The sequence below is a fragment of the Saccharothrix ecbatanensis genome (assembly GCF_014205015.1).
Taxonomy (GTDB): domain Bacteria; phylum Actinomycetota; class Actinomycetes; order Mycobacteriales; family Pseudonocardiaceae; genus Actinosynnema; species Actinosynnema ecbatanense.
This window is the reverse complement of the sequence record NZ_JACHMO010000001.1, coordinates 4812499-4833985: the sequence shown is the minus strand read 5'-3', so window position 1 is coordinate 4833985 and position 21487 is coordinate 4812499. Positions and strand designations below refer to the sequence as shown.

The window sequence follows — 21487 nt, the reverse complement described above, 5'->3', positions numbered from 1 at the left end:
CGGCCTCTCCGCAGCACCCTTGGCCGTGAACTACCCGGAGTCGGATCACCCAATCCGGTTTCACCCGATGTGTTCGTGGGCACCCCTCGGTACCTCACAAGCAGCGGCTGGTGGTGACGTATGTCCGGACGGCCTGGTCAGGTCGGTGTGCTCGACGTGGGCTGCTTCAGCGCCCACCTCGTGGTCGTGTCGGGCTCCCCGCTGCGCCCGGTCGTCTCGCACAAGACCCGGCTCCGCCTCGACCGGACCCTCGATCAGGACAATCGACTCCACCCGGAAGGCGTGGAACAGGTTGTGACCGCTGTTCGCACCGCACGTCGGATCGCCGAACGGGCCGGCGTGGTCGAGGTGGTCCCGTTCGCCACGTCGGTCATCCGTGACGCCGCCAACGCCGACCACGTGATCAGCGAAGTCGCCCGCCGCACCGGCACGCGGCTGCGGGTGCTGCCCGGTTGCGAGGAGGCGTGCCTCGCCTACATGGCCGCGCGGCACTGGTTCGGCTGGCACGTCGGTCCGCTGCTCGTGCTCGACGTCGGCGGCGGTACCGTCGAACTCGCGGCCGGCGACGATGTCGAGCCGTCGTGGGCGATTTCGCTGCCGTTCGGCGCCCGGACGTTGACCCGCAGGTTGGCCCTGGAGAGGGCACGGGACCACCGCGGTCTGGCCCACGAGCAGGTTCTGGTGCACGACCGGGTGGTGGCCGCGCTGGAGGGTGCGGGCGTCGCCGATCAGCGGGCCGTGGGCTGTTCGAAGGTGTTCCAGCAGTTGGCGCGACTGGCCGGCGCGCGACCGCAGCACGACGGGCCGTTCGTGCGGCGGACGTTGCGGCTCACGGATCTGCGCGGCTGGATACCGAAGCTGGCCCGGATACCCGCGCCCAGACGCGCGCGGTTGCCCGGTATCTCCCGGCACCGGGCGGAGCAGTCGCTCGCCGGTGCGCTGGTGGCGGAGGCGTTGATGGTGGCGACCGGGCACGACGAGGTGGAGATCTGTCCCTGGTCCACCAGAGAAGGCCTGCTGCTCACCCTGACCAGGGCGGGCGATGACGAGTACTGCCGGGCGGCGTGAAGGGATCGGGATGCTGGCGCTGTCGGTCGAGGCCCACCGGACGGGGTGTGCGGTGGTCGTGGCGACCGGGGAGTTGGACTTGGCGGGTGCGCGCCGGGTGTTGGACCGGATGGATCGGTTGGTGACGGAGGGTCGGGACCGGATCGTGCTCGACATGTCCGGGGTGTCGTTCTGCGGCGCCCAGGCGATGAGCGCGTTGGTGCGGACCCGGGCACGGGCTCAGCGGTCGGGGGGTTGGCTGCGGCTGGCCGCCGTGCCGCCGCACGTGCGGCGGGTGTTCGAGCGGACCGACTTGGACCGGCTGTTCCCGCGCTATCCGGACGTGGGGGCGGCGGCGACGGGACGTGCGGCGCCGAGCGGTGGCGGGGTCGCGGGGACTCCGGGTGCCGCTGGTGTTGCCGGGGCTGCTGGTGTTGCCGCTGCTGGGGAGGGTGGTGGCGGCCGTGCTGCCTCGGCTGGTGATGGGCGGGTGGCGTCGGCCGGTGGTCGGCGTGCGGTGTCGAGGGGCGGGGGGCGTGCGGTGGCCGGCGGCGGTGGCGGGCCTGCCGCGTCGGCTGGTGGCTCGCGTGCCGTGTCTGGTAGCGGTGGGTCTGCTGCGTCGGCGGGTGGCGGGCGTGCGGTGGCCGGGTCTGCTCGATCGGCGGGTGGCTCGGGTGCGGCGAGTGGTGGCGGCGGGTCTGCTGGGTCGGTGGATGGCGGGCGTGCGGTGGCTGGTGGTGGGTCTGCTGGGTCGGCGGGGGAGGGGCTTGCCGGCTCTGGTGGGGATGGGCGGGCGGTTTCGGGGGGTGAGCAAGGGGTAGTCGAGCGGAAACCACCTTCTTAGGCGGGGTGATCCGCATGGCTTCCACAACGCGTCTACCGCATCCGGTGCGGGGGGCGGCGATGGCGGTTGCCGTCGTCTTCCTCCTGGTCGGCGTGCTCGGGTTCGTGCCGGGCCTGACCAGCGACCTCGACCGGATCACGTTCGCCGGTCCCGACTCGGGCGCGCACCTGCTGGGCGTGTTCCACGTGTCGGTCCTGCACAACCTGGTGCACTTGCTGTTCGGCGTCGTCGGCTTTGCCATGGCGCGCAGCGCGGCGACCGCCAGGGCGTTCCTCCTCGGCGGCGGCCTGATCTACCTGGTCCTGTGGCTCTACGGGCTGATCGTGGACAAGGCGAGTGCGGCGAACTTCGTGCCGGTCAACGACGCCGACGACTGGCTGCACCTGGGCCTCGGCCTCGGCATGGTCGCGTTGGCCTTGGCGCTCAAAGGCAACCCCGCCGCCCGCAGCGCCTGACCACCCCAGTGCGTGACCCCGCGCGGCGGCTGATCTTGGTTGATCCCACTATCCAGTGACACCGCCCGGCGCATCAACGTCCGGACCCCGGGTAGCCGTGGATCGTTGAGCCCGTCGAGGTCCGGAGGCGACCGCCGATGCGACACGATCCCTCTGCCCGGCGACGGGCGACCGTCTGCCTGGCCACTACAGCCCTGGTGCTGGCCGGCGCCACCCACGCGACCGCGGGCGCTAGCCGCATGAGCGCGGTGCCTGACAGCTACATCGTCGTGCTGCGCGACACCACCCCGCAGCAGACCGCGAGCACGGCCGCCGCCCTCGTCGGCAAGTACGGCGGCCAGGTCAAGCTCACCTACACCGCGGCCCTGAGCGGCTTCTCGGCCGCGATGACCGGGGCGCAGGCGGACGCGCTCGCCACCGACCCCACGGTCGCGTACGTCGAGCAGGACGGCATCGCGCACACCACCGACACCCAGACCGACCCGACCTGGGGCCTGGACCGGATCGACCAGAAGAACCTGCCGCTCGACTCGAAGTACACCTACACCACCACCGCGTCCGACGTCACCGCGTACGTCATCGACACCGGCATCCACAAGGCGCACGACGACTTCGGCGGCCGGGCCACCGACGGCTACGACTTCATCGACGAGGACGAGGTGGCCGAGGACTGCAACGGTCACGGCACGCACGTCGCCGGCACCATCGGCTCCACCACGTACGGCGTGGCCAAGGGCGTGAAGCTGGTCGGCGTCCGGGTCCTCAACTGCCAGGGCTCCGGCCAGTGGTCGCAGGTCATCGCCGGCATCGACTGGGTGGTGGCGAACGCGGCCAAGCCCGCGGTGGTCAACATGAGTCTCGGCGGCCGGGCACAGACCTCCCTGGACGACGCCGTCCGGAAGGCCGTCTCGGCGGGCATCACCGTCGTCGTCGCCTCGGGCAACGACAACCGCGACGCGTGCAGCACCTCACCCGCCCGAACCCCTGAGGCCATCACGGTCAACGCGACCGACGACTCGGACACCCGGTCCTCGTTCTCCAACCACGGCCCCTGCACCGACATCTTCGCGCCGGGGTCGAAGATCACCTCGACCTGGTCCGACGGCGGCACCAAGACCATCAACGGCACCTCGATGGCCGCACCCCACGTCGCCGGCGCGGCTGCCCTGTACCTGTCCGGCTCCACCACCGCCAACCGGGCCGACCCGGCCGACGTGGCCAAGGCGTTGACCGAGAACGCCACCGCCGACGTGGTGAAGGACCCGGGTCCAGGTTCGCCGAACCGGTTGCTGTACACGGGTTTCATCGATGGCGGCGACCCGGAGCCGGACCCGTGCGTCGGCGGCTCGAACACGGACGACGTGCAGATCCCGGACGCCGGCGACGCGGTGACGTCGAGCATCGTGGTGTCCGGGTGCGAAGGTCCTGGTAGCGCCGCGACCGCGGTGAAGGTGGACATCGTGCACCCGTACACCGCCGACCTGGCGGTCGACCTGGTGGCTCCGAGCGGCAAGGTGTTCGAGCTGCGCGAGCCCGGTGGTATCGGTCTACCGGACGACATCCACGAGACGTTCACCGTCGACACGTCGTCGGAGACGAAGAACGGCACGTGGCAGCTGCGGGTGAAGGACGTCTACGACTACGACACCGGCCACATCGACGGCTGGAGCATCGCCTTCTAGGACGGAAGCCGAACGGTCAGTCCAGGGGACGTCGGCCGGTGAAACCGAGGTCGGCGCGGTGGTACCAGTCGAGGCCTTCGTCGCCCTCCAGCCAGCACAACAGCACCGGCACACCGTCCAATTCGGACGGGAAGTCCACCAGGAGGGGAGCGAAGCCCTTCAGCTCGGCGCCGGTCTGCTGCACCGTGGTCATCAGGTCGTCCAGCCGGGCCTGCGCGGCTTTCAGCTCGGGCAGGCCGCCGAGGCCGGTCGGCCGTCCGCCCTCTTGCAGCGAGGCGGCGAGTTCGGCGGCGTCGGCCCTGATCGTGACGATCTCGGTCAGCACAGGCATCAGCCTGGCCAGCTCTTCTCGTGCCTCGGGCACGCTGAACACCGTCACTCCAAGCCGCCGTGAACGTCGGACCCGCACAAGGCTACCCAAGGGTGGGACCGCCCGAACGGTCAGGCGGCCCCACCCCGGAGATCACTCCGAGATCACTTCAGCGGCGGGGAGGCCAGCTTCGCCAGCTCCAGCGCCTGCTCGGGCCACCAACGACCCGCGGCGGGCCCGCCCTGGCACTCGCCGTCCGACTCACCGGGGCGCTTCGTCCACACGAACGCGTCCACCAGCGGGATGCCGGTGTCGGCGGTGGGACGTTCGCCCAGGCCGCGGCCCGGCGGGTTGCACCAGTCGGTCTCACCGGCGCCGGGCGTGTAGTGCCCCTTGCCGTTGCGGCTGGTGTCCAGCACGAAGTGGGTCATCTTCGGCTTGTGCACGTCCATGGCGTCCAGCTCGGCGTCGGCCGGGCAGTTCGCCGCGCCCCGCGAGGTGCGCAGGTAGATGCACTTCGACACGCGCGTGCCGTAGCGGACCAGGTCCTCGGTGAAGCGGTAGTTGGACGTGTTCAGCGCGAACCCGTCCGCCCGCGTGACACCACCCTGCAACAGGCGGTTGACGATGCCCAGCTGCTGGCGCGGCTCGCCGTAGCCCGCGTCGTAGTCGTTGAGCGCCTGCCACGCGGAGTGCCCGGCGTCGAGGTAGACGCGGGTGTGCTTGCCCCGCTTGAGCACGTCCACGGCGTGGTTGATCTCGCGGAACCGTTGCGGCACCAGCTCTTCGTCCGGGCCGATCGCGCACCACGGCTCGCTGGTCATCAGCGCCAGGCCGTCCGGCTCGACCACCACGACGGCCTTCTCGTCACCGATGCCGGCGGCGAAGGCGTCGATCCACTCCTTGTACTCCTGCTCGGTGAGCGCGCCGCCCGCGGACCACTGCGAGCAGTCCCGGTAAGGCACGAAGTACGCGACCAGCACGGGCACCTGGTCCTTCGCGCGCGCGGCCTGCACCACCTTCTTCACGTCCTGGCGGACCTTGTCCGCACCCGCGTTCGTGAACCAGATCGCGGTCGGCTGGGCGGCCATCGCCTCCATCAGGTCGGCGTCCGCGACCCGGCCCTCCTGCCGCCACTGCGCGGCCTGGCGCCCGGCGCTGGTGTCCGGCTCGACGTAGAACGACGTGCCCTTGGGCAGGTGCGGCGGTCCGGCCGCGTCCGAGGTCTGCGCCGTCGCGCCGACGGCGCCGGCCAACGCACACGCGACGGTCGCGGCCAGGGCCAGTCCGACGCGTCGTCGTCTCGCTCCGATTTCCACTCGACTGCTCCTCACGTAGCGCATCTGGGAGCGCTCCCATAACGAGGGGCAAGCATGCGTGCTGATGACCTGGATCACAACCCCCCACGCCGCCTGCGGACACCGATTCGCAATGCGGTCGTGACCTGCGTCCCACATGGCGGCACGATTGCGGGGTGGGATGTCCGGAACCCGGTCGCGGCTCCGACCGGGAGGTGGACGCTCGCCGCGGGCGTCGGACGGAGGACCGCGATGAAGTACATGATCATGATGTTCGGCGGGTTCGGCGCCACGCTGGCGGACCGCGACCCCGAGTGGATCACCGGGATGCAGGAGTTCATGATGCGGTTGGACCAGGAGCTGCGCGCGTCCGGCGAAGTGGTCGGCGGAAGTGGGCTGGTCGACCCGGGCCGGGCGAAGACCGTCCGCTTCCAGAACGGCGCTCCGGTCGTCACCGACGGGCCGTTCGCCGAGGTCAAGGAGTCGTTGGCGGGCTACTGGGTGATCGAGGCGAGCGAGGAGCGGGCGTTGGAGATCGCGTCCCGGGTGGTCGCGTTCATCGAGTACCCGATCGAGGTGCGACAGGTCATGCACGAGTCCGCCGAGGTATGACCGGACCGCCGGTCGGTGACCTGCTGCGTGAACTCGCGCCGCAGGTCACCGGCGTGCTCGTGCGGCGGCACGGCCGGTTCGACGAGTGCGAGGACGCGGTGCAGGAGGCGTTGCTCGCGGCGGCGCTGCGGTGGCCGGCGGACGGCGTGCCGGACCGGCCCCGGTCGTGGCTGCTGACCGTCGCCGAACGGTCGTTGGTCGACCAGTGGCGCAGTGACAGCGCCCGCCGACGTCGTGAGCTGGCGGTGGCCGCGCTCGCGCCCGTCGACGTGCAGCCGGTCGACGGGGACGACACGCTGGTGCTGCTGTTCCTGTGCTGCCATCCCGCGTTGTCGCCGCCGTCGCAGCTCGCGCTGACCCTTCGGGCCGTGGGCGGCCTCACGACCGCCGAGATCGCCGCCGCGTTCCTGGTGCCCGAGTCCGCGATGACGCGCCGCATCAGCCGGGCCAAGCAGGTGGTCCGCCGAGCCCGCTTCGAACTGCCGCCCGCGTCGGAACGCGCGCAACGGCTGCACGTGGTCCTGCACGTGCTGTACCTGATCTTCAACGAGGGCTACACGACCAGTTCAGGGCCTGCGCTGCACCGCGCCGACCTGACTGCCGAGGCGATCCGGCTCACCCGGCTCCTGCGCCGCCTGCTGCCGGACGAGGGCGAGGTGGCCGGGCTGCTCGCGTTGATGCTGCTCACGGACGCGCGCCGGGCGGCCAGGACCGACGCCGACGGGTCGATCGTGCCGCTGGCCGACCAACGCCGCGACCTCTGGGACGCCGCCGCGATCGCCGAGGGCCTGGCGCTGGTCGCCCGCACCCTCGGCGCCGGTCCGATCGGCCCCTACCAGGTGCAGGCCGCGATCGCCGCCGTGCACGACGAGGCCCCGACTGCCGAGGACACCGACTGGCCGCAGGTCCTCGCGCTCTACGAGGTGCTGGACCGGGTCGCGCCGGGACCGATCGTCACCCTGGGCAAGGCGGTGGCGGTCGCCATGGTGCACGGTCCGAAAGCCGGGCTCGCCCTGCTGGGCACGCTGGACGCGGACGACCGGATGACCCACACCCACCGGCTGGACGCCGTGCGCGCCCACCTGCTGGAACAAGCAGGCGAGACGGCCGCCGCCCGCGAGGCCTACCTGCGTGCGGCGACGATGACGGCGAGCGCGCCTGAGCAGCGTTATCTCGCACTCCGGGCGGCCCGCCTGCCGCCTCGGGAGGGCTGGAACGAATCGGCCGCGCGTGCGGGGGTAGCCAACCGGGGGAAGGAGGACGACATGACCAACCAACAAGGCACCCCGAAGCCCGGCCCGCCGCGCGGCAAGAACACGGGCGGCGGCATCCGGACCGGTGAGGACACGTCGAAGAGCCTGAAGTACTCGCAGGAGGTCAAGTCGCCGGGTGACGAGCCGGAACGCCCTGGTCGAAGCCTCGCCACCACCAGTCACGAGGTCATCCAGCAGTGGGCCGCGGCGCGTGACGCCACCCCGGCGACCGTCGAGGGCACCGAGCACGGCGACCACCTCGGCGTGCTGCGGTTCGACTTCCCGGGGTATGGGGGTGACACGCTGCGCAAGGTCGGCTGGGACGAGTGGTTCAAGACGTTCGACGAGCGCCGGCTGAACTTCATCTACCAGGAGGAACGCTCGGACGGCACGCAGAGCAACTTCTTCCGGCTGGAGAACCCGGACCGCGAGGACGCCTGACCGGCCACAGCACCTGGCCGGCCGCAACACCTGGTCGGCCACGACACTGGCCGGCCGCAACGCCTGACCGGCCATAACGCCTGGCCGCCTCGCTGGGTCAGGCGCTGCCGCCTCGCACGACCTCCGTCGGCACGAGCTGGCCCGGGTCGTCGTTCGGGCCGCCCTCGACCTGGCGGAGGCAGCGGGCGACCAGTTCCCGGGTGATGCGCTCCACCGGGATCCGTGCGCACGTGAGGGTCGGCTCGGTCAACAGCCCCACCGCGCCGCCGTCGAAACCGGTGACCGCGACGTCCGAGCCGACCTTCAGCCCCAGCGAGTGCGCCACGTTCACCACCACCGCGCCGACGGAGTCACTGCCGGTGACGATCGCGCTCGGCGGGTTCTTGCCGGTCAGCAGCTGCCGCGCCCGCCGCCGGATCGCCGCGTCCGTGCCCCGGTACACCGACGCCTTGGGCAACCGCAGGCCGTGACGTGCGAGGCCCGCCGTGAACCCCTCCAGCCGCTCGATCTTCCAGTACTCCTCGCCCTCCGCGCCGAGGTAGGCGATCCGCTGGTGACCCTCCGCCACGAGCAGGTCCACCAGCGGCTGCATGCCGGCGACGTTGTCGACGTCCACCCACTGCTGCGGCAGGTCCGCCGCCAGCCGGCCGAAGCAGGCGAACGGCAGGCCGCTCTCGGCCAGGAACCGGGCGCGCGCGTCGTCGATCCGGGACTCCGACAGGATCACCGCGTCCACCGTGCGCCGGGCCACCAGGTCCTTGAACACGCCGAGCGGGTCGTCGCGGTGGTGGGTGAACACCAGCACCTGGTTGTCGATCTCGGACGCGGCCTTCACCAGCGCCTGGAGGAAGTGCAGGGTGAAGCCCTGCATGCTCTCCAGCTGCTCGCCGAAGATGTGGTAGCCGATCTGCATGGTCCGCCGCGAGCGCAACGTCTGCGCGGCCCGGTTCGGCTGGTAGCCCAGCGCCTGCATCGCCGCCGTGACCCGCTCGAACGTCGTCTCCGAGTAGTACGAGTCGCGCCCGTTGAGGACGTTGGAGACGGTCTGCCGGGACACGCCCGCCGCCGCGGCCACGTCCACGATGCTGATCCGCCGCGCTTCGCCCTTGGGCGCCTGTCCGTCTCCTCGCACTCGCACATGATTGACCCACCGTGACGACATGGACACATTGACCGGTCAATGTTGCGGACTCGTTACCCGCACTTCCGTTGACGGGGTGGCATGGCGGTGACATTTTGCATGGAACGTTCAATGCCATTGAACGGTCAATGTCGCCCCCGCCCGTCAAGCCCTCACAAGCCCCACCAAGCCGGCCAAGTCGGCTACGAAGCACAGGAGTCGCCCGTGTCCGCCGATCCACCGGCCGTCGAACCAGCCGACCGGCTCGTCCACCTCAGGGCGGCCGGGGTCAGCCTCGTGTTGCACTGCGCGGGTTTCCGCCTGCCGCAAGTGCTGCACTGGGGCGCGGACCTCGGCGTCGGGGGCGAGCGCGGCCTGGCCGAGACCGCGGTCCCGGCGGTGATCCCGAACTCCCCGGACGTCCCGGTGGCCGTCGCGGTCGTCCCCGAGCACGCCACCGGCTGGGCCGGATTGCCTGGCGTGCGGGGACATCGTGACGGCGCGGACTGGTCACCGCTGTTCGTCGTGAGCGCCGTGACCGAGTCCTCCGGTGTCTGCCTGGTGCGGGCCGCGGACGTCGAGGCCGGGTTGACGCTCGACCTGGAGATCGGCCTGACCCCGGCGGGCCTGGTGCGGATGAAGGCCACGCTGCGCAACGTCGCCGAGCTGCCCTACACGCTCGACGGCCTGGCCCTCGCGCTCCCGATTCCAAGTCACGCCAACGAAATTCTCGACCTCACGGGCCGGTGGGGGCGCGAACGCACCCCGCAGCGCCGACCGTTCGCAGTGGACGCCCACGTCCGGGACAGCAGGCGCGGCCGAACCGGGTCCGACGCGACGCTGGTGCTGGTGGCAGGCGAGGCCGGGTTCGGGTTCCGGCGCGGCCGAGTGTGGGGCGTGCACGTGGCGTGGAGCGGCAACCACCGCACGTACGCCGAGCGGCTGCCCACCGGTGACGCCGTGATCGGCGGCGGCGAACTGCTGCTGGCCGGTGAAGTCCGGCTCGCGCCGGGGGAGGGCTACACGACCCCGGACGTGTTCGCGTCCTACGGCGACGGGCTGGACGAGCTGTCCGCCCGCTTCCACGACCACCTGCGCGCCCGCCCGCACCACCCGACCGGCCCGCGCAAGGTCGTGCTGAACACCTGGGAGGCGGTGTACTTCGACCACGACCTGGACCGCCTCAAGGAACTGGCCGACGCGGGCGCCGAGGCGGGCGCGGAGCTGTTCGTGCTGGACGACGGCTGGTTCCACGGCAGGCGTGACGACACGGCCGGCCTGGGCGACTGGCACGTGGACGAGAACGTCTGGCCGGACGGCCTGCACCCGCTGGTCGACCACGTCCGCGGCCTGGGCCTGGAGTTCGGCCTGTGGGTGGAGCCGGAGATGGTCAGCGCCGACTCCGACCTGCTGCGCGCGCACCCCGACTGGATCCTGGCGACCTGCGGCCGTCACCCGCCGCTGATCCGCGGCCAGTTCGTGCTCGACCTGACCCGCGACGACGTCCACGCGTACCTGCTGGAACGCCTCGACGCGCTGATCCGCGAGTACCGACTGGCGTTCCTGAAGTGGGACCACAACAGGGATCTGGTCGACGCGGGCGACTCGCGCACCGGCGCGCCGGCCGTGCACGCGCAGACCCACGCCGCCTACCGCCTGTTCGACGACCTGCGCCGCAAGCACCCCGGCCTGGAGATCGAGTCGTGCTCCTCCGGCGGCGCCCGGATCGACCTCGGCATCCTGGAACGCACCGACCGCGTCTGGGCCAGCGACTGCATCGACGCGCTGGACCGGCAGGGCATCCAGCGCTGGACCGGTCTGCTGCTGCCGCCGGAGCTGATCGGCACGCACATCGGCGCGGAACGCTCGCACACCACGGGACGGCGGCACGACCTGTCGTTCCGCGGCGCGACCGCCCTGTTCGGCCACCTCGGCATCGAGTGGGACCTCACCGCCGCCACGCCCGCCGAACTTGCCGGGCTCGCCCGCTGGGTGGCGTTCTACAAGGACGTCCGCGGCTGGCTGCACACCGGACGCGTCGTCCGCGCCGACTCGCCCGACCCGACCGTCCTGGTGCACGGCGTCGTGTCGGCGGACGGCACGCAGGCGCTGTTCTCCGTGGCACGCCTGGCGTCCGGCACGACCACCTCGCCCGGCCGGGTGACGCTGCCGGGCCTCCCGCCGGACACCCGGTTCACCGTCCGCCCGGTCGCACCCGACGGCCTGCCGTCGTCCATCGCCCTGGTCCAGGTGCCGTGGCTCGCCGACGGCGCACGCCTGTCGGGACGGGCGCTCGGCGAGGTCGGCGTGCAGATCCCGCCGCTGCACCCCGAGCACGCGCTGGTGCTGCACCTGAAGGAGGACGTCGCATGATCGCCCGCCGCGGCGAAGGCCGGGTCGCGTTGCTGTTCCTGCTGCCGGCGGGCTTCGGCTTCGTGCTGTTCTACGCCTGGCCCGCGCTCCAGACGTTCTACCTGAGCTTCACCGACTACAGCCTGCTGGCCACGCCGAACTGGGTGGGCGCGCAGAACTACGCGGACGCGATGTCGGACCGGAAGTTCTGGAACGCGCTGCTGGTCACCGGCGAGTACGTGCTGATCAACATCAGCGTGCAGACCGTGGTGGCGTTGCTGATCGCCGTGCTGATGCACCGGTTGACGAAGTCTTCCGTGGTGCGAGGCGCGTTGCTGCTGCCGTACCTGATCGCGAACGTCGTCGTGGCGCTGGTCTGGTACACGATGCTGGACGCGCAGCTGGGCATCGTGAACGCGATGCTGACGTGGGTCGGGATCGACCCGGTCGCGTTCTTCGGCGAGACGTCCACCGCCATCCCGACCATCGCGCTGGTCAACGTGTGGCGGCACATGGGGTACACCGCGCTGCTGATCTTCGCCGGACTCCAGGCGATCCCGACGTCGGTGTACGAGGCGGCGGCGATCGACGGCGCGTCGGAGGCCCGCGTGTTCCGCACGATCACGATGCCGCTGCTGCGGCCGGTGCTGGCGATGGTGTTGGTGCTGACGGTGATCGGCTCGTTCCAGATCTTCGACACGGTCGCGGTGACCACGAAGGGCGGCCCGGTCGACGCCACCCGCGTCATCTACTTCTACATCTACGAGAAGGCGTTCCAGCAGTTCGACTTCGGGTACGCGGCGGCGCTGTGCGTCGTGCTGTTCCTGATCCTCGTCGGCGTGGCGCTGGCACAGCTGAAGTTGCTCCGCGCGGGCAGCTCGGACCTGGACTGAAGGAGCCGGTGATGACTCTCGCGCGCAACGGAAAACCACTGTGGTGGCAACGGATCCGGTGGCAGAAGGTGCTGGGCTGGGTGGTGCTCGGCCTGCTGGTCCTGATCACGTTGTTCCCCTTCTACTGGATGCTGCGCATCTCGTTGTCCGACAACCGGGCGCTGGCCGCCAACGCCGGTTCGATGCTGCCGGCCGACTTCACCCTCGGCGCGTTCGAACGGGTGCTGGGCCTGTCCTCGTTGGATGAAGCCAGGAAGCAGGGCGGCTCGGGCGCGTCCATCGACTTCTGGCGCTACTTGTGGAACTCGGTGCTCACGTCGGCGGTCATCACGGCCGGGCAGGTGTTGTTCAGCGCGATGGCGGCGTACGCTTTCGCCCGGCTGCGGTGGCGTGGCCGGGAGGCGGTGTTCTTCGTCTTCCTGACCGCGCTGATGATCCCGCCGATCTTCACCGCGCTGCCGAACTTCGTGCTGATGCGGGATCTGAACCTGCTGAACACGTATGCCGCGATCATCCTGCCGTTCTTCTTCATGACCCCGTTCGCGGTGTTCTTCATGCGCCAGTTCATGCTCGGGATCAGCCGCGAGGTGGAAGAAGCGGCCCGCATCGACGGCGCGGGACACCCGCGGATCTTCTTCCGCATCATCCTCCCGATGAGCCGGGCGCCGCTGATGACGCTCACGCTGCTGGCGTACATCACCGCCTGGAACGAGTACTTCTGGCCGCTGCTGGTCGGCCAGGGTGAGAACGTCCGCGTTCTCACGGTGGCACTGGGCGTGTTCCGCTCCCAGACGCCACAAGGCAGTCCCGACTGGGCGGGCCTCATGGCCGCCACCCTGCTCGCGGCGCTGCCAGTCATCGCCCTGTTCGTCGCCTTCGGCCGGCGGATCGTCGACTCCATCCAGTTCTCGGGCATCAAGTGAGGCGTCCGGACGCGGGTGGGACAAAGGAGTTCACCGTGAGGTTCCCGAAGTTGGCGGCCATCGCCGCCCTGATCCCGTTGGCGTTGGCGGGTTGCGCGGGCGCGCCCGCCGACGGCGGCGGTTCGAACGAGGTCACGTACTGGCTGTGGGACGCCAACCAGCTGCCCGCCTACCAGGCGTGCGCCGACGCTTTCCAGAGCGCCAACCCCGACACGAAGGTGAAGATCGAGCAGTTCGGCTGGGCCGACTACTGGAACAAGATCACCACCGGGCTGGTCGCGGGCACCGCGCCGGACGTGTTCACCAACCACCTCAACTACTTCCCGACCTACGCGTCCAAGAACCAGCTCGTGCCGCTGGACGAGTTCGTCCAACGGGATGCGGTGGCGACGGACGTCTACGCCGAAGGCCTGGCCGACCTGTGGGTCGCCCAGGACGGCAAGCGGTACGGCCTGCCCAAGGACTTCGACACGGTCGCCCTGTTCTACAACAAGAAGATGCTCGGCGACGCGGGTGTCGCCGAGGCCGACCTGACCAAGCTCACGTGGAACCCGCAGGACGGCGGCAGCTACGAGAAGCTGATCGCCCACCTGACCGTGGACGCCAACGGCGTGCGCGGCGACCAGCCCGGCTTCGACAAGTCCAAGGTGGCCGTGCACGGACTGGGCCTGGACGAGAACAACGGCGCGGGCGTCGGCCAGCAGATGTGGAGCATGTACGCGCTCAGCACCGGCTGGGAGTACACGGACAAGAACCCGTGGGGCACGAAGTTCAACTACGACGACCCGAAATTCCAGCAGACGCTGGGCTGGTTCAGCGGCCTCATCGAGAAGGGCTACATGCCCAGCCTCGCCACCGCGCGCTCCGGCTCCAGCGTCAACGACGGGTTCGGCGCGGGCAAGTACGCCTTGAGCACCAACGGTTCCTGGATGATCGGCAGCTACTTCGGCTACGACGGCGTCGAGGCCGGTGTCGCGCCGACGCCCGTCGGGCCGTCCGGCAAGCGCGCCACCATCTTCAACGGCCTGGCCGACTCGATCTACACCGGCACGGACAACCGTGACGGCGCGTGGAAGTGGGTCAAGTACCTGGCTTCCGCCGAGTGCCAGAAGAAGGTCGGCGAGCAGGCCGTCGTGTTCCCGGCGATCCCCGAGGCGCTGGCCATCGCCAAGGACAAGTTCGCCGCCAAGGGCGTGGACATCACCGCGTTCACCGGCGCGGTGGACGACGGCGCGACCCACCTGTACCCGATCACCGACCACGCCCCCGAGATCGCGTCGCTCGTCGGCCCGGCGGTGGACGCGGTGCTGTCCTCCCAGGCCGACCCCTCGTCGTTGACCGCGATCAACGAGCAGGTCAACGCACTGTTCCGGTAGCTGTTCAAGACACTCGAAGAGGAGTTCCCTTGAGATACCGATCACTGACGAGCGTGGCTGTGGCAGCCACACTCGTGCTCGTGCCACTGACACCGACGGGAGCGTCGGCCGCGCCCGCGGAGACGCTGCGCGTCGACCTGGCCGACTCCACCGGGGCCTTCTACGGCGGCGCCACCGGCATCCTGTACGGCCTCGGTGACCAAGGCGTGCCGTCGCGCGACCTGATCGCGGGGATGCGCCCGCGGACTGTCGCCCAGAAGCCGCCGGACGGCGAGCAGCACCCCGGCGGCGACGCGCTCGTGACCGCGGACGACTTCCTGTCGTCCGGCGGCACGGACATCTACATCAACTCGCAGGACATCTACAGCAAGTGGCCGTACCAGGACCTCGGCATCGACGACTACATCGCCCGGCTGCGGCCCCAGTTGGACAAGGTCGCCGCGCGCCCGGATCGGGACCGGTTCGTGTGGACGATCTTCAACGAGCCGGACTGGATCTGGTACGGGGACTGGTCCAAGAGCAAGGACAAGTTCCTCGCCGACTGGACCAAGGTGTACCGGACGGTGAAGTCCGTGCTGCCGAACGCGCGGATCGACGGTCCCGGTGAGGCCAACTACAACCCCGGCCGGCTGCGGGACTTCCTCACCTACGCCAAGGCGAACGACGTGCTGCCGGAGATCGTCACCTGGCACGAGCTCAGCCCGGACTCCCTGACCAACTACCGCGAGCACTTCGCGCACTACCGGGAGATGGAGCGGTCGCTGGGCATCGGGCCGCTGCCGGTGAACATCACCGAGTACGCCAACCGGCGGGACACCTCCGTGCCCGGCCAGATGATCCAGTGGATCACCATGCTGGAGGACACCAAGGTCGACGGGCAGATGGCCTTCTGGACCATGGCGGGCAACCTCAGCGACCACGCCGTGCGCACCACGCGTGCGAATGGCGGCTGGTGGCTGTCCAAGTGGTACGCGGACATGTCCGGTGACACCGTTCGCGTCACGCCGCCGCGTCCCAGCACCAAGGACTCGTTGCAGGGCTTGGCGACGCTCGACCGCGACGACGCCAAGGCCACCGTCCTGCTCGGCGGCTCGGCCAGTGCGGTCGAGGTCGAGGTGTCGGGCTTGGCGAAGTCGACGTTCGGCCGCTCGGTCGACGTGCGGGTCTCCAAGGCCACCTGGTCCGGTTACGAGGGTGACGCGCAGCAGCCGCCGGTCGTGGCGGCGTCGCGGGTCGCCGTCGTGGACGGCAAGGTGAAGGTCGACGTGCCCGGTGGCGACCCGCTCGCCGCGTACCAGGTGCTGATCACGCCCGCCGGCCACGGCGCGGCGCCGGTCGCCAACGCGCCCTGGTCCGCCAAGTACGAGGCCGAGTCCGGCCTGGTGGAGAACGCGCGGGTCGTCTCGCAGCACGATCCGGGAGGCTGGAGCTACACCACGTCGGGCGGCAGTGACGTCGGGTACATGAACAACGCCGGCTCGCGGGTGACCGTGGACGTCGAGGTGCCGCGTTCCGGCAAGTACGAGCTGGGCGTGCTGTACGGCAACGGCGGGTTCGTGGGACAGCAGGCGTTGTACGTCGATGACGTGCACGTGCAGACGGTGACCTACCCGGCGGTGCTCAACTGGACGTACCGCGGGCGGGTCGACGTGCCGATCACGTTGTCCGCCGGCAAGCACCGCCTGTCTTTGCGCACCAGCGGACCTACCGGCCACCTGGGCGCCGCGGGCGACAACACGCTGGACCGGATCGACCTCACCGAGGTGACCGGGCCGGAGAAGGCGGTGTACTCGCTGGCGGACGCCCGTCGTACCTCAGGCACCGTGGTCGAGCGGGGTGTGCGTGACGCCGCCGTTCTGACGCCTACCGCCGTCTCTCTCGACGCGGACGCTTCGGTCACCACGTACGTGTCGGCCAAGCAGGACGGCTACTACACCTTGTCCACCACGTGGGTCGGGGCCGGGCCGAGCAAGATCGGCGTGACGCTGTCCGGGCGGCGCGTGGCCGGTGGCGACCTGACCACCGACCGGGCGGGTGTGTGGAACGGCAGTGCCACCGTGCACCTGAAGGCGGGTGTCACGGAGGTGAAGCTGACCAACGAGGCGCGTGGGAAGGTCGTGCTCGGTGCGCTCACCCAGGTCCGCGCGAGTGACGCGGACGCGCGGGCGGCGGTCGTCGAGGCCGAGTCCGGGCGGTTGGGCGGCAGTGCGGTCGTGCAGTCCGGGGTCTGGGCGTCCGGCGGTTCGTACGTCGGGTCGCTGGGCAACGGCGGAACGGTGACCGTGCCGCGTCCGGCGGCGCCCGGTCAGTACAACCTGACCGTTGGTTACGCGCAGGCGGAGAAGAACACCGGCCACGCGTACAACGCGGACACGATCACCCGGTACCTCGACGCGACGGAGGCGGGTGGCGGGACGACCCGTGCGCCGTACCGGCACAACTACACGTGGGACGGCTTCTGGCCGGAGACGTCACCGCTGGACCTGACCACGGAGGGCGGTGAGGTCACGTTCGGCAACGCCACCGGGGCGGGTCCGAACGTCGACTGGATCTCCCTCGCCCCGCTGGTCGTGGCGAAGTCCGTGACGCCTCAGCGGTAGTGCGGTGACGAGCCGGCACCCCATCCCGGGGTGCCGGCTCTTCACTGATCACTCCAAACCGATTACGTACGCCCGAGCAAACCACGTCCCGATCCGCGCGCGGTGAACGTGCCCCGCCACCGCCCGGTCACCCTGGACCGCCATCGTGGCGTGCACGTGGACGACGCCGTCCTTGATCTCGCCGGAGCCGTGCATCTCGGCGGGTAGCGAGTACGTCGAGACGAGGTCCTTGCTCGCGTCGTCGGCGGGCATGGTCGAGACCGTGAACGAGTCCACGCCGCCGATCAGGCTGACAATGGCGGCATCCGTGATGCCGCGCTCTTTCGCCTGCCTCGTGAGCGATTCCATCAGCTCATCGTTGGTCACTTCGAGGACGAACACCATTTACCTTCCGAGCGTGGTGACAGCGGTGACCTGGACTGGGCATCCGTCATGGCTTCGCGGCTCGACTGGTGCGGAGGACGGGGGCTACGACGGGGGGCTCTTCAGCCCGACGGTTCGACTTGTGCCTCGGTGCGCTGGGTCGGGATGTCGTCCAACGGCGTGCGCAGCAACGGGTCGGCCTCGGCGAGGAGTTGTCTGGCGTTGCGGAGGCCGGCGGCGATGTGGTCACGGCGGGCCCGCAGTTCGTCCACGCGCCGCAGCGCCTCGGCCATGATCCGCTGCGCGTGTTCGGTCGCCTCACGCACCACCTGCTCGGCCCGAGCCTTCGCGGCGGCCTCCTCTGAGGCGATCGCGGCCATCGCCTCCGATCTCCGGGCGCTCATGGCCAGCTCGAAGTCGACCCGGACCTCCTCCCTCACCCCCGCCGCCCGCTCGTCCAGCTCACGCCGCCGCCGCGCGGCCTGACGGGTTTCTGCCGCGATCCGCTCGACGGCCCACCGCATCAGGTCCCGGTGCTCCGCCTCCGCCTCCCGCCGCCGGGCGTCGAGTGACTCGACCAGCCGGTCGGACCTCTCACGCAACCGCGTCGCCGCGCGTTCCGCCGTGGCCCAGTGGTGCTCCGCGACGGCCTTCGCCCGGTCGGTGATCTCGGTGGCCTCCTCGTGCGCGAGCTCCACCATCCGCCGCAGGCGTCCGGTGAGCGCGTCCGGCTCGATCGGCGTGCGGCTGATCCGGTCCACGTGGTCCCGCAGGTCGCGGATCTCGGACCGGGCGGCCTCCAGTTGACGGGCGAGGTCGTCGGCACGCGCCACGGCCGCGTCACGGTCCACCGCGAGCATCCGCAGCTCCGCCTCGGCGCCCTCCACGTAGTGCCGCACCTGGCCTTTGTCGTACCCGCGCCACACCACGTCGAAGTCCGATCGCAACGGCACCAAGTCCACGTCCACCGCCATCACCGCAACATCCTCTCGTCCTGGCCCCGCCCCATCATGATCGTTGTGGCCCGCGAGGCGCACACGGCACTACGGCGTGGCAGTGGACTACGCGCTCGACCGCGTCTATGAACGAACTGTCGATGGATCCGCCCACACCCCGGGAGACCGCGCGTGACCGCAGACCTGCCCCCGGAGCCGTTCAACGCGGGCGAACCGGCGTTCACCGGTGACGTCGGCGGCACGACGACCCTGGTCGAGGGCAGCACGTTCTGCCTGTCCGGCAGCACCGGCGACATCGAGCCCGGCACACCGCACGGCCTGTTCTTCCGTGACGCGCGGGTGGTGTCGCGCTGGCAACTGCGGCTGGACGGCCGCACACCGCACCCGCTGTCCGTATCGCACCCCGAAGCGTTCGCGGGGCGGTTCGTGATGCGCCGGCCACCCGCCGCAGGGACCTCCGACAGCACGCTGCTCCTCGTGCGCGAACGGCTGGTCGGCGACGGCATGCGGGAGACGATCACGGTCGACAACCTCGGCCGCGAAGCCACCGCCGTGCGGCTGGACCTGCACGTGGACGCGGACTTCGCGGACCTGTTCGCGGTCAAGGAAGGGCGGGCGGTGCACGGCGGGTCCGACGCCACGGCCGCCGGACCGGAACTGCTGCTGCGTGACCGCCGGGACGGTTCGCGTGGCGTGTCGTTCACCGCCACCGCCGAGCCCGTGGTGGTGCCCGGCGCGTTGAGCTGGCAGGTGGTGGTGCCGGCGGGCGGGCGGTGGTCGACCGAGGTGGTCGTGCAGCCGACCGTGGGCGGCCGGGCGGTCAAACCCCAGTTCGACCGGGGCGAGCGGATCGAGAGCAGCGGTCCGGCGCGCAAGATCCGTGCGTGGCGCGCGGCCAGCACGCTCGTCACCGCGTCCGACCCGGTGCTCACGGGAGTGTTGCGCCGCACCGAAAGCGATCTCGGAGCGCTCCTGATCCACGACCCGGCGCGGGACGGCCGGCCGTTCGTCGCCGCCGGCGCGCCCTGGTTCATGACCCTGTTCGGCCGGGACAGCCTGCTCACCGCGTGGATGGCGCTGCCGCTGGACGTCGGGCTGGCGCTGGGCACGTTGCAGACCCTCGCCGAGACCCAGGGCACGGCGGTCGACCCGCTGACCGAGGAGGAGCCGGGCCGGATCTTGCATGAGCTGCGCCTCGGTCCGGACAGCACGACCGTGTTGGGCGGCAACCACTACTACGGCACCGTCGACGCCACGCCGCTGTTCGTGATGCTCCTGGCCGAGTGCTGGCGGTGGGGCGCGGACGAGGCCGTGATCCGCTCGTTGCTGCCCGCCGCCGACGCCGCGCTGGCGTGGGTCGACCGGTACGGCGACCGTGACGGCGACGGGTTCGTGGAGTACCGCCGCGCCACCGACCGAGGGCTGGCCAACCAGGGGTGGAAGGACAGCTTCGACGGCGTCAACGACATCTCCGGACGACCGGCCGTGCCGTCGATCGCGCTGTGCGAGGTCCAGGGTTACGTGTACGCGGCGTGGCTGGCGCGGGCCGAGTTGGCCGAGGGGTTCGGCGACGAGGCCACCGCGGCACGTCTGCGCGAACGTGCGGCGGACCTGCGGCAACGGTTCGCGTCGGCGTTCTGGCTGCCGGATCGAGGTTGGTACGCAGTCGCGCTCGACGGGCGCAAGGAGCAGGTGGACGCGTTGACCAGCAACACCGCGCACTGCCTGTGGACCGGTATAGCGACCGACGAGCACGCCGCCGTGCTGATCCGGCGGCTGGCCGAGCCGGACATGGACAGCGGGCACGGCCTGCGCACGCTCGCCTCGTCCATGGGCGCCTACAACCCGATGAGCTACCACAACGGGTCGGTGTGGCCGCACGACACGGCGATCGCGGTCGCCGGGCTGCTCCGCTACGCCCACCTGCCGGGTGCGGTGGACCTCGCGCACCGGCTGGCGGACGGCCTGCTCGACGCCGCGGCGTCGTTCGGCGGACGGCTGCCGGAGCTGTTCTGCGGCTTCTCCCGGGACGACTTCCACCCGCCCGTGCCGTACCCGACGTCCTGCTCACCGCAGGCGTGGGCCAGCGCCTCACCGTTGCTGCTGGTCCGCGCGTTCCTCGGCTTGGAGCCGCACGTGCCGCGCCGGACCCTGTCCACCCGACCGCACCTGCCCGCGCGGTGGGGCGAGCTGACGCTGTCCGAGCTGAGGCTGGGCAACGAGACCGCGCAGATCAGCGCCAGTGGCGATGAGGCCGCGGTGACCGGGCTGTCAGCCGACTGGACCACCTGACGGCCGCACGCCGAGCAGGTCGGGTGCCTGTCCGGCCAATGGCGATTACAATCGAGGGTGTACTCGGTCAGAGACCTGGTGAACGTGGCCTGGGAGTGATCGACGTGTTCGTCACCAGTCGCGGCAGCAGTCCCGCGCACCTCAGAGCCCACCGGGTCGATCCCTGTGAGCGGTCTCCTCCGCTGTGCGGGATCGACGGTGGACTGTTCGTTCGTGTTTTTGGAGGACCGATAGCGAGGGGCAGGTGACCCGATGCGGGGATCCGGCTCGTTCGGCGAGTTAGTGCGTGGCCCGCGAGCGGTATCCCCCGATGGTGTGTGAATCCGTTCCTGAACGTCGTATCCGTCGGCCCGCTGCGACCCTTGTTCGCAGCGGGCCTTGTCCTGCCCGTTGCCGCTGTGGAGGTCGTGATGAGCATGGAGAAGCCGTGGAACGACGTGGCCGATCAGTTGCGCACCGCTGAGCCCGAGGTGGACGCCGGCGCCGTGGACGAGGAGGCCGCGGTCGGCCGGGCGGAACCCGCTCCCGAGCCGCCGGAAGTGCCCGAAGCCGACCCCGCGGACGTCGCCGACCAGCGCCGCGCCGTGCCGCTGCCGGACGACGTGCCGGTGCCGGACGATCGCTGGTAGCCACTGCGGGTTACGAACGAGCGCTGGTAGTCGCTGTCGGT

The 21487-nt window shown here is 70.6% G+C and carries 17 protein-coding genes and 2 pseudogenes; 14 read left to right on the top strand and 5 right to left on the bottom strand.

Translation table 11 applies throughout. The annotated features are described in order from the left end of the window. The first annotated feature begins 120 nt into the window (after nt 1-120). From F4560_RS19925 to F4560_RS19905, 5 genes and pseudogenes are all read left to right on the top strand, one after another. Entirely contained in the window at nt 121-1068 is a 948-nt protein-coding gene (locus F4560_RS19925) for a Ppx/GppA phosphatase family protein (RefSeq protein WP_184922084.1), read from the top strand. After that, nucleotides 1043-1390 (top strand): annotated as a pseudogene (locus F4560_RS19920) (STAS domain-containing protein); the annotation flags it as partial. The gene F4560_RS19925 and the pseudogene F4560_RS19920, both read left to right, overlap by 26 nt. Before the next feature lie 61 nt (nt 1391-1451). Further along, nucleotides 1452-1868 (top strand): hypothetical protein, encoded by a 417-nt coding sequence (locus tag F4560_RS19915; RefSeq protein WP_184929747.1) that lies wholly within the window; start codon nt 1452-1454, stop codon nt 1866-1868. A gap of 82 nt (nt 1869-1950) precedes the next feature. Then, nucleotides 1951-2346, top strand: a complete 396-nt coding sequence (locus tag F4560_RS19910) for a DUF4383 domain-containing protein (RefSeq protein WP_246477851.1) — start codon at nt 1951-1953, stop codon at nt 2344-2346. A 137-nt stretch (nt 2347-2483) separates the two neighbouring features. Beyond that, nucleotides 2484-4028, top strand: a complete 1545-nt coding sequence (locus tag F4560_RS19905) for a S8 family peptidase (RefSeq protein ID WP_184922082.1) — start codon at nt 2484-2486, stop codon at nt 4026-4028. Between the two features lie 16 nt (nt 4029-4044). On the opposite strand, the gene F4560_RS19900 is transcribed toward F4560_RS19905, so the two are convergent. After that, nucleotides 4045-4401, bottom strand: coding sequence for a DUF2203 domain-containing protein (locus F4560_RS19900; RefSeq protein WP_376775322.1), 357 nt, complete (start codon nt 4399-4401; stop codon nt 4045-4047). A 101-nt stretch (nt 4402-4502) separates the two neighbouring features. Continuing rightward, nucleotides 4503-5657: a glycoside hydrolase family 6 protein gene (locus tag F4560_RS19895; protein ID WP_184922078.1), complete on the bottom strand. Its 1155-nt coding sequence runs from the start codon at nt 5655-5657 to the stop codon at nt 4503-4505. Nucleotides 5658-5888: 231 nt separating this feature from the next. On the opposite strand from F4560_RS19895, the gene F4560_RS19890 reads away from it, so the two are divergent. Then, on the top strand, nt 5889-6248 hold the full coding sequence (locus F4560_RS19890; RefSeq protein WP_184922076.1) for a YciI family protein: 360 nt from the start codon (nt 5889-5891) through the stop codon (nt 6246-6248). Next, a pseudogene (locus F4560_RS19885) lies at nt 6245-7444 on the top strand (RNA polymerase sigma factor); the annotation flags it as partial. The gene F4560_RS19890 and the pseudogene F4560_RS19885, both read left to right, overlap by 4 nt. A gap of 595 nt (nt 7445-8039) precedes the next feature. On the opposite strand, the gene F4560_RS19880 reads toward F4560_RS19885, so the two are convergent. Further along, nucleotides 8040-9074, bottom strand: coding sequence for a LacI family DNA-binding transcriptional regulator (locus F4560_RS19880; RefSeq protein WP_184922074.1), 1035 nt, complete (start codon nt 9072-9074; stop codon nt 8040-8042). Between the two features lie 213 nt (nt 9075-9287). Between F4560_RS19880 and F4560_RS19875 the strand changes: the two genes are divergently transcribed. The 5 genes from F4560_RS19875 to F4560_RS19855 all read left to right on the top strand — a co-directional run bounded on the left by F4560_RS19875 (nt 9288) and on the right by F4560_RS19855 (nt 17206). Further along, the gene (locus tag F4560_RS19875) at nt 9288-11435 is read left to right on the top strand and encodes an alpha-galactosidase (protein ID WP_312869375.1); all 2148 of its coding nucleotides are present in this window, start codon (nt 9288-9290) and stop codon (nt 11433-11435) included. Beyond that, a complete protein-coding gene (locus F4560_RS19870) occupies nt 11432-12307 on the top strand; it encodes a carbohydrate ABC transporter permease (RefSeq protein ID WP_184922070.1) in 876 nt (291 codons plus the stop codon). The genes F4560_RS19875 and F4560_RS19870 overlap by 4 nt, the downstream gene beginning before the upstream one ends. Nucleotides 12308-12318: 11 nt before the next feature. Next, nucleotides 12319-13230: a carbohydrate ABC transporter permease gene (locus tag F4560_RS19865; RefSeq protein ID WP_184922069.1), complete on the top strand. Its 912-nt coding sequence runs from the start codon at nt 12319-12321 to the stop codon at nt 13228-13230. A 35-nt stretch (nt 13231-13265) separates the two neighbouring features. Further along, on the top strand, nt 13266-14606 hold the full coding sequence (locus F4560_RS19860) for an ABC transporter substrate-binding protein (RefSeq protein ID WP_184922068.1): 1341 nt from the start codon (nt 13266-13268) through the stop codon (nt 14604-14606). Between the two features lie 80 nt (nt 14607-14686). Then, nucleotides 14687-17206: a carbohydrate-binding protein gene (locus tag F4560_RS19855; protein WP_184922067.1), complete on the top strand. Its 2520-nt coding sequence runs from the start codon at nt 14687-14689 to the stop codon at nt 17204-17206. Nucleotides 17207-17254: 48 nt separating this feature from the next. Here F4560_RS19855 and F4560_RS19850 read toward each other — a convergent pair whose 3' ends face one another. Together F4560_RS19850 and F4560_RS19845 are read right to left on the bottom strand one after the other, a co-directional pair. Next, nucleotides 17255-17590, bottom strand: coding sequence for a PCC domain-containing protein (locus F4560_RS19850; RefSeq protein ID WP_184922066.1), 336 nt, complete (start codon nt 17588-17590; stop codon nt 17255-17257). 101 nt (nt 17591-17691) lie between these two features. Further along, nucleotides 17692-18543, bottom strand: a complete 852-nt coding sequence (locus F4560_RS19845) for a coiled-coil domain-containing protein (protein WP_184922065.1) — start codon at nt 18541-18543, stop codon at nt 17692-17694. A gap of 153 nt (nt 18544-18696) precedes the next feature. Between F4560_RS19845 and F4560_RS19840 the strand changes: the two genes are divergently transcribed. Beyond that, a complete protein-coding gene (locus F4560_RS19840; RefSeq protein ID WP_312869374.1) occupies nt 18697-20817 on the top strand; it encodes an amylo-alpha-1,6-glucosidase in 2121 nt (706 codons plus the stop codon). Between the two features lie 410 nt (nt 20818-21227). Next, the gene (locus F4560_RS19835; protein WP_184922064.1) at nt 21228-21446 is read left to right on the top strand and encodes a hypothetical protein; all 219 of its coding nucleotides are present in this window, start codon (nt 21228-21230) and stop codon (nt 21444-21446) included. Nucleotides 21447-21487: the final 41 nt, after the last annotated feature.

Coding starts and splice junctions, on each gene's coding strand:
- F4560_RS19925 (WP_184922084.1), top strand. CDS start 121: ATGTCCGGACGGCCTGGTCAGGTCGGTGTGCTCGACGTGGGCTGCTTC.
- F4560_RS19910 (WP_246477851.1), top strand. CDS start 1,951: ATGGCGGTTGCCGTCGTCTTCCTCCTGGTCGGCGTGCTCGGGTTCGTG.
- F4560_RS19905 (WP_184922082.1), top strand. CDS start 2,484: ATGCGACACGATCCCTCTGCCCGGCGACGGGCGACCGTCTGCCTGGCC.
- F4560_RS19890 (WP_184922076.1), top strand. CDS start 5,889: ATGAAGTACATGATCATGATGTTCGGCGGGTTCGGCGCCACGCTGGCG.
- F4560_RS19870 (WP_184922070.1), top strand. CDS start 11,432: ATGATCGCCCGCCGCGGCGAAGGCCGGGTCGCGTTGCTGTTCCTGCTG.
- F4560_RS19865 (WP_184922069.1), top strand. CDS start 12,319: ATGACTCTCGCGCGCAACGGAAAACCACTGTGGTGGCAACGGATCCGG.
- F4560_RS19850 (WP_184922066.1), bottom strand. CDS start 17,590: ATGGTGTTCGTCCTCGAAGTGACCAACGATGAGCTGATGGAATCGCTC.
- F4560_RS19845 (WP_184922065.1), bottom strand. CDS start 18,543: ATGGCGGTGGACGTGGACTTGGTGCCGTTGCGATCGGACTTCGACGTG.
- F4560_RS19835 (WP_184922064.1), top strand. CDS start 21,228: ATGAGCATGGAGAAGCCGTGGAACGACGTGGCCGATCAGTTGCGCACC.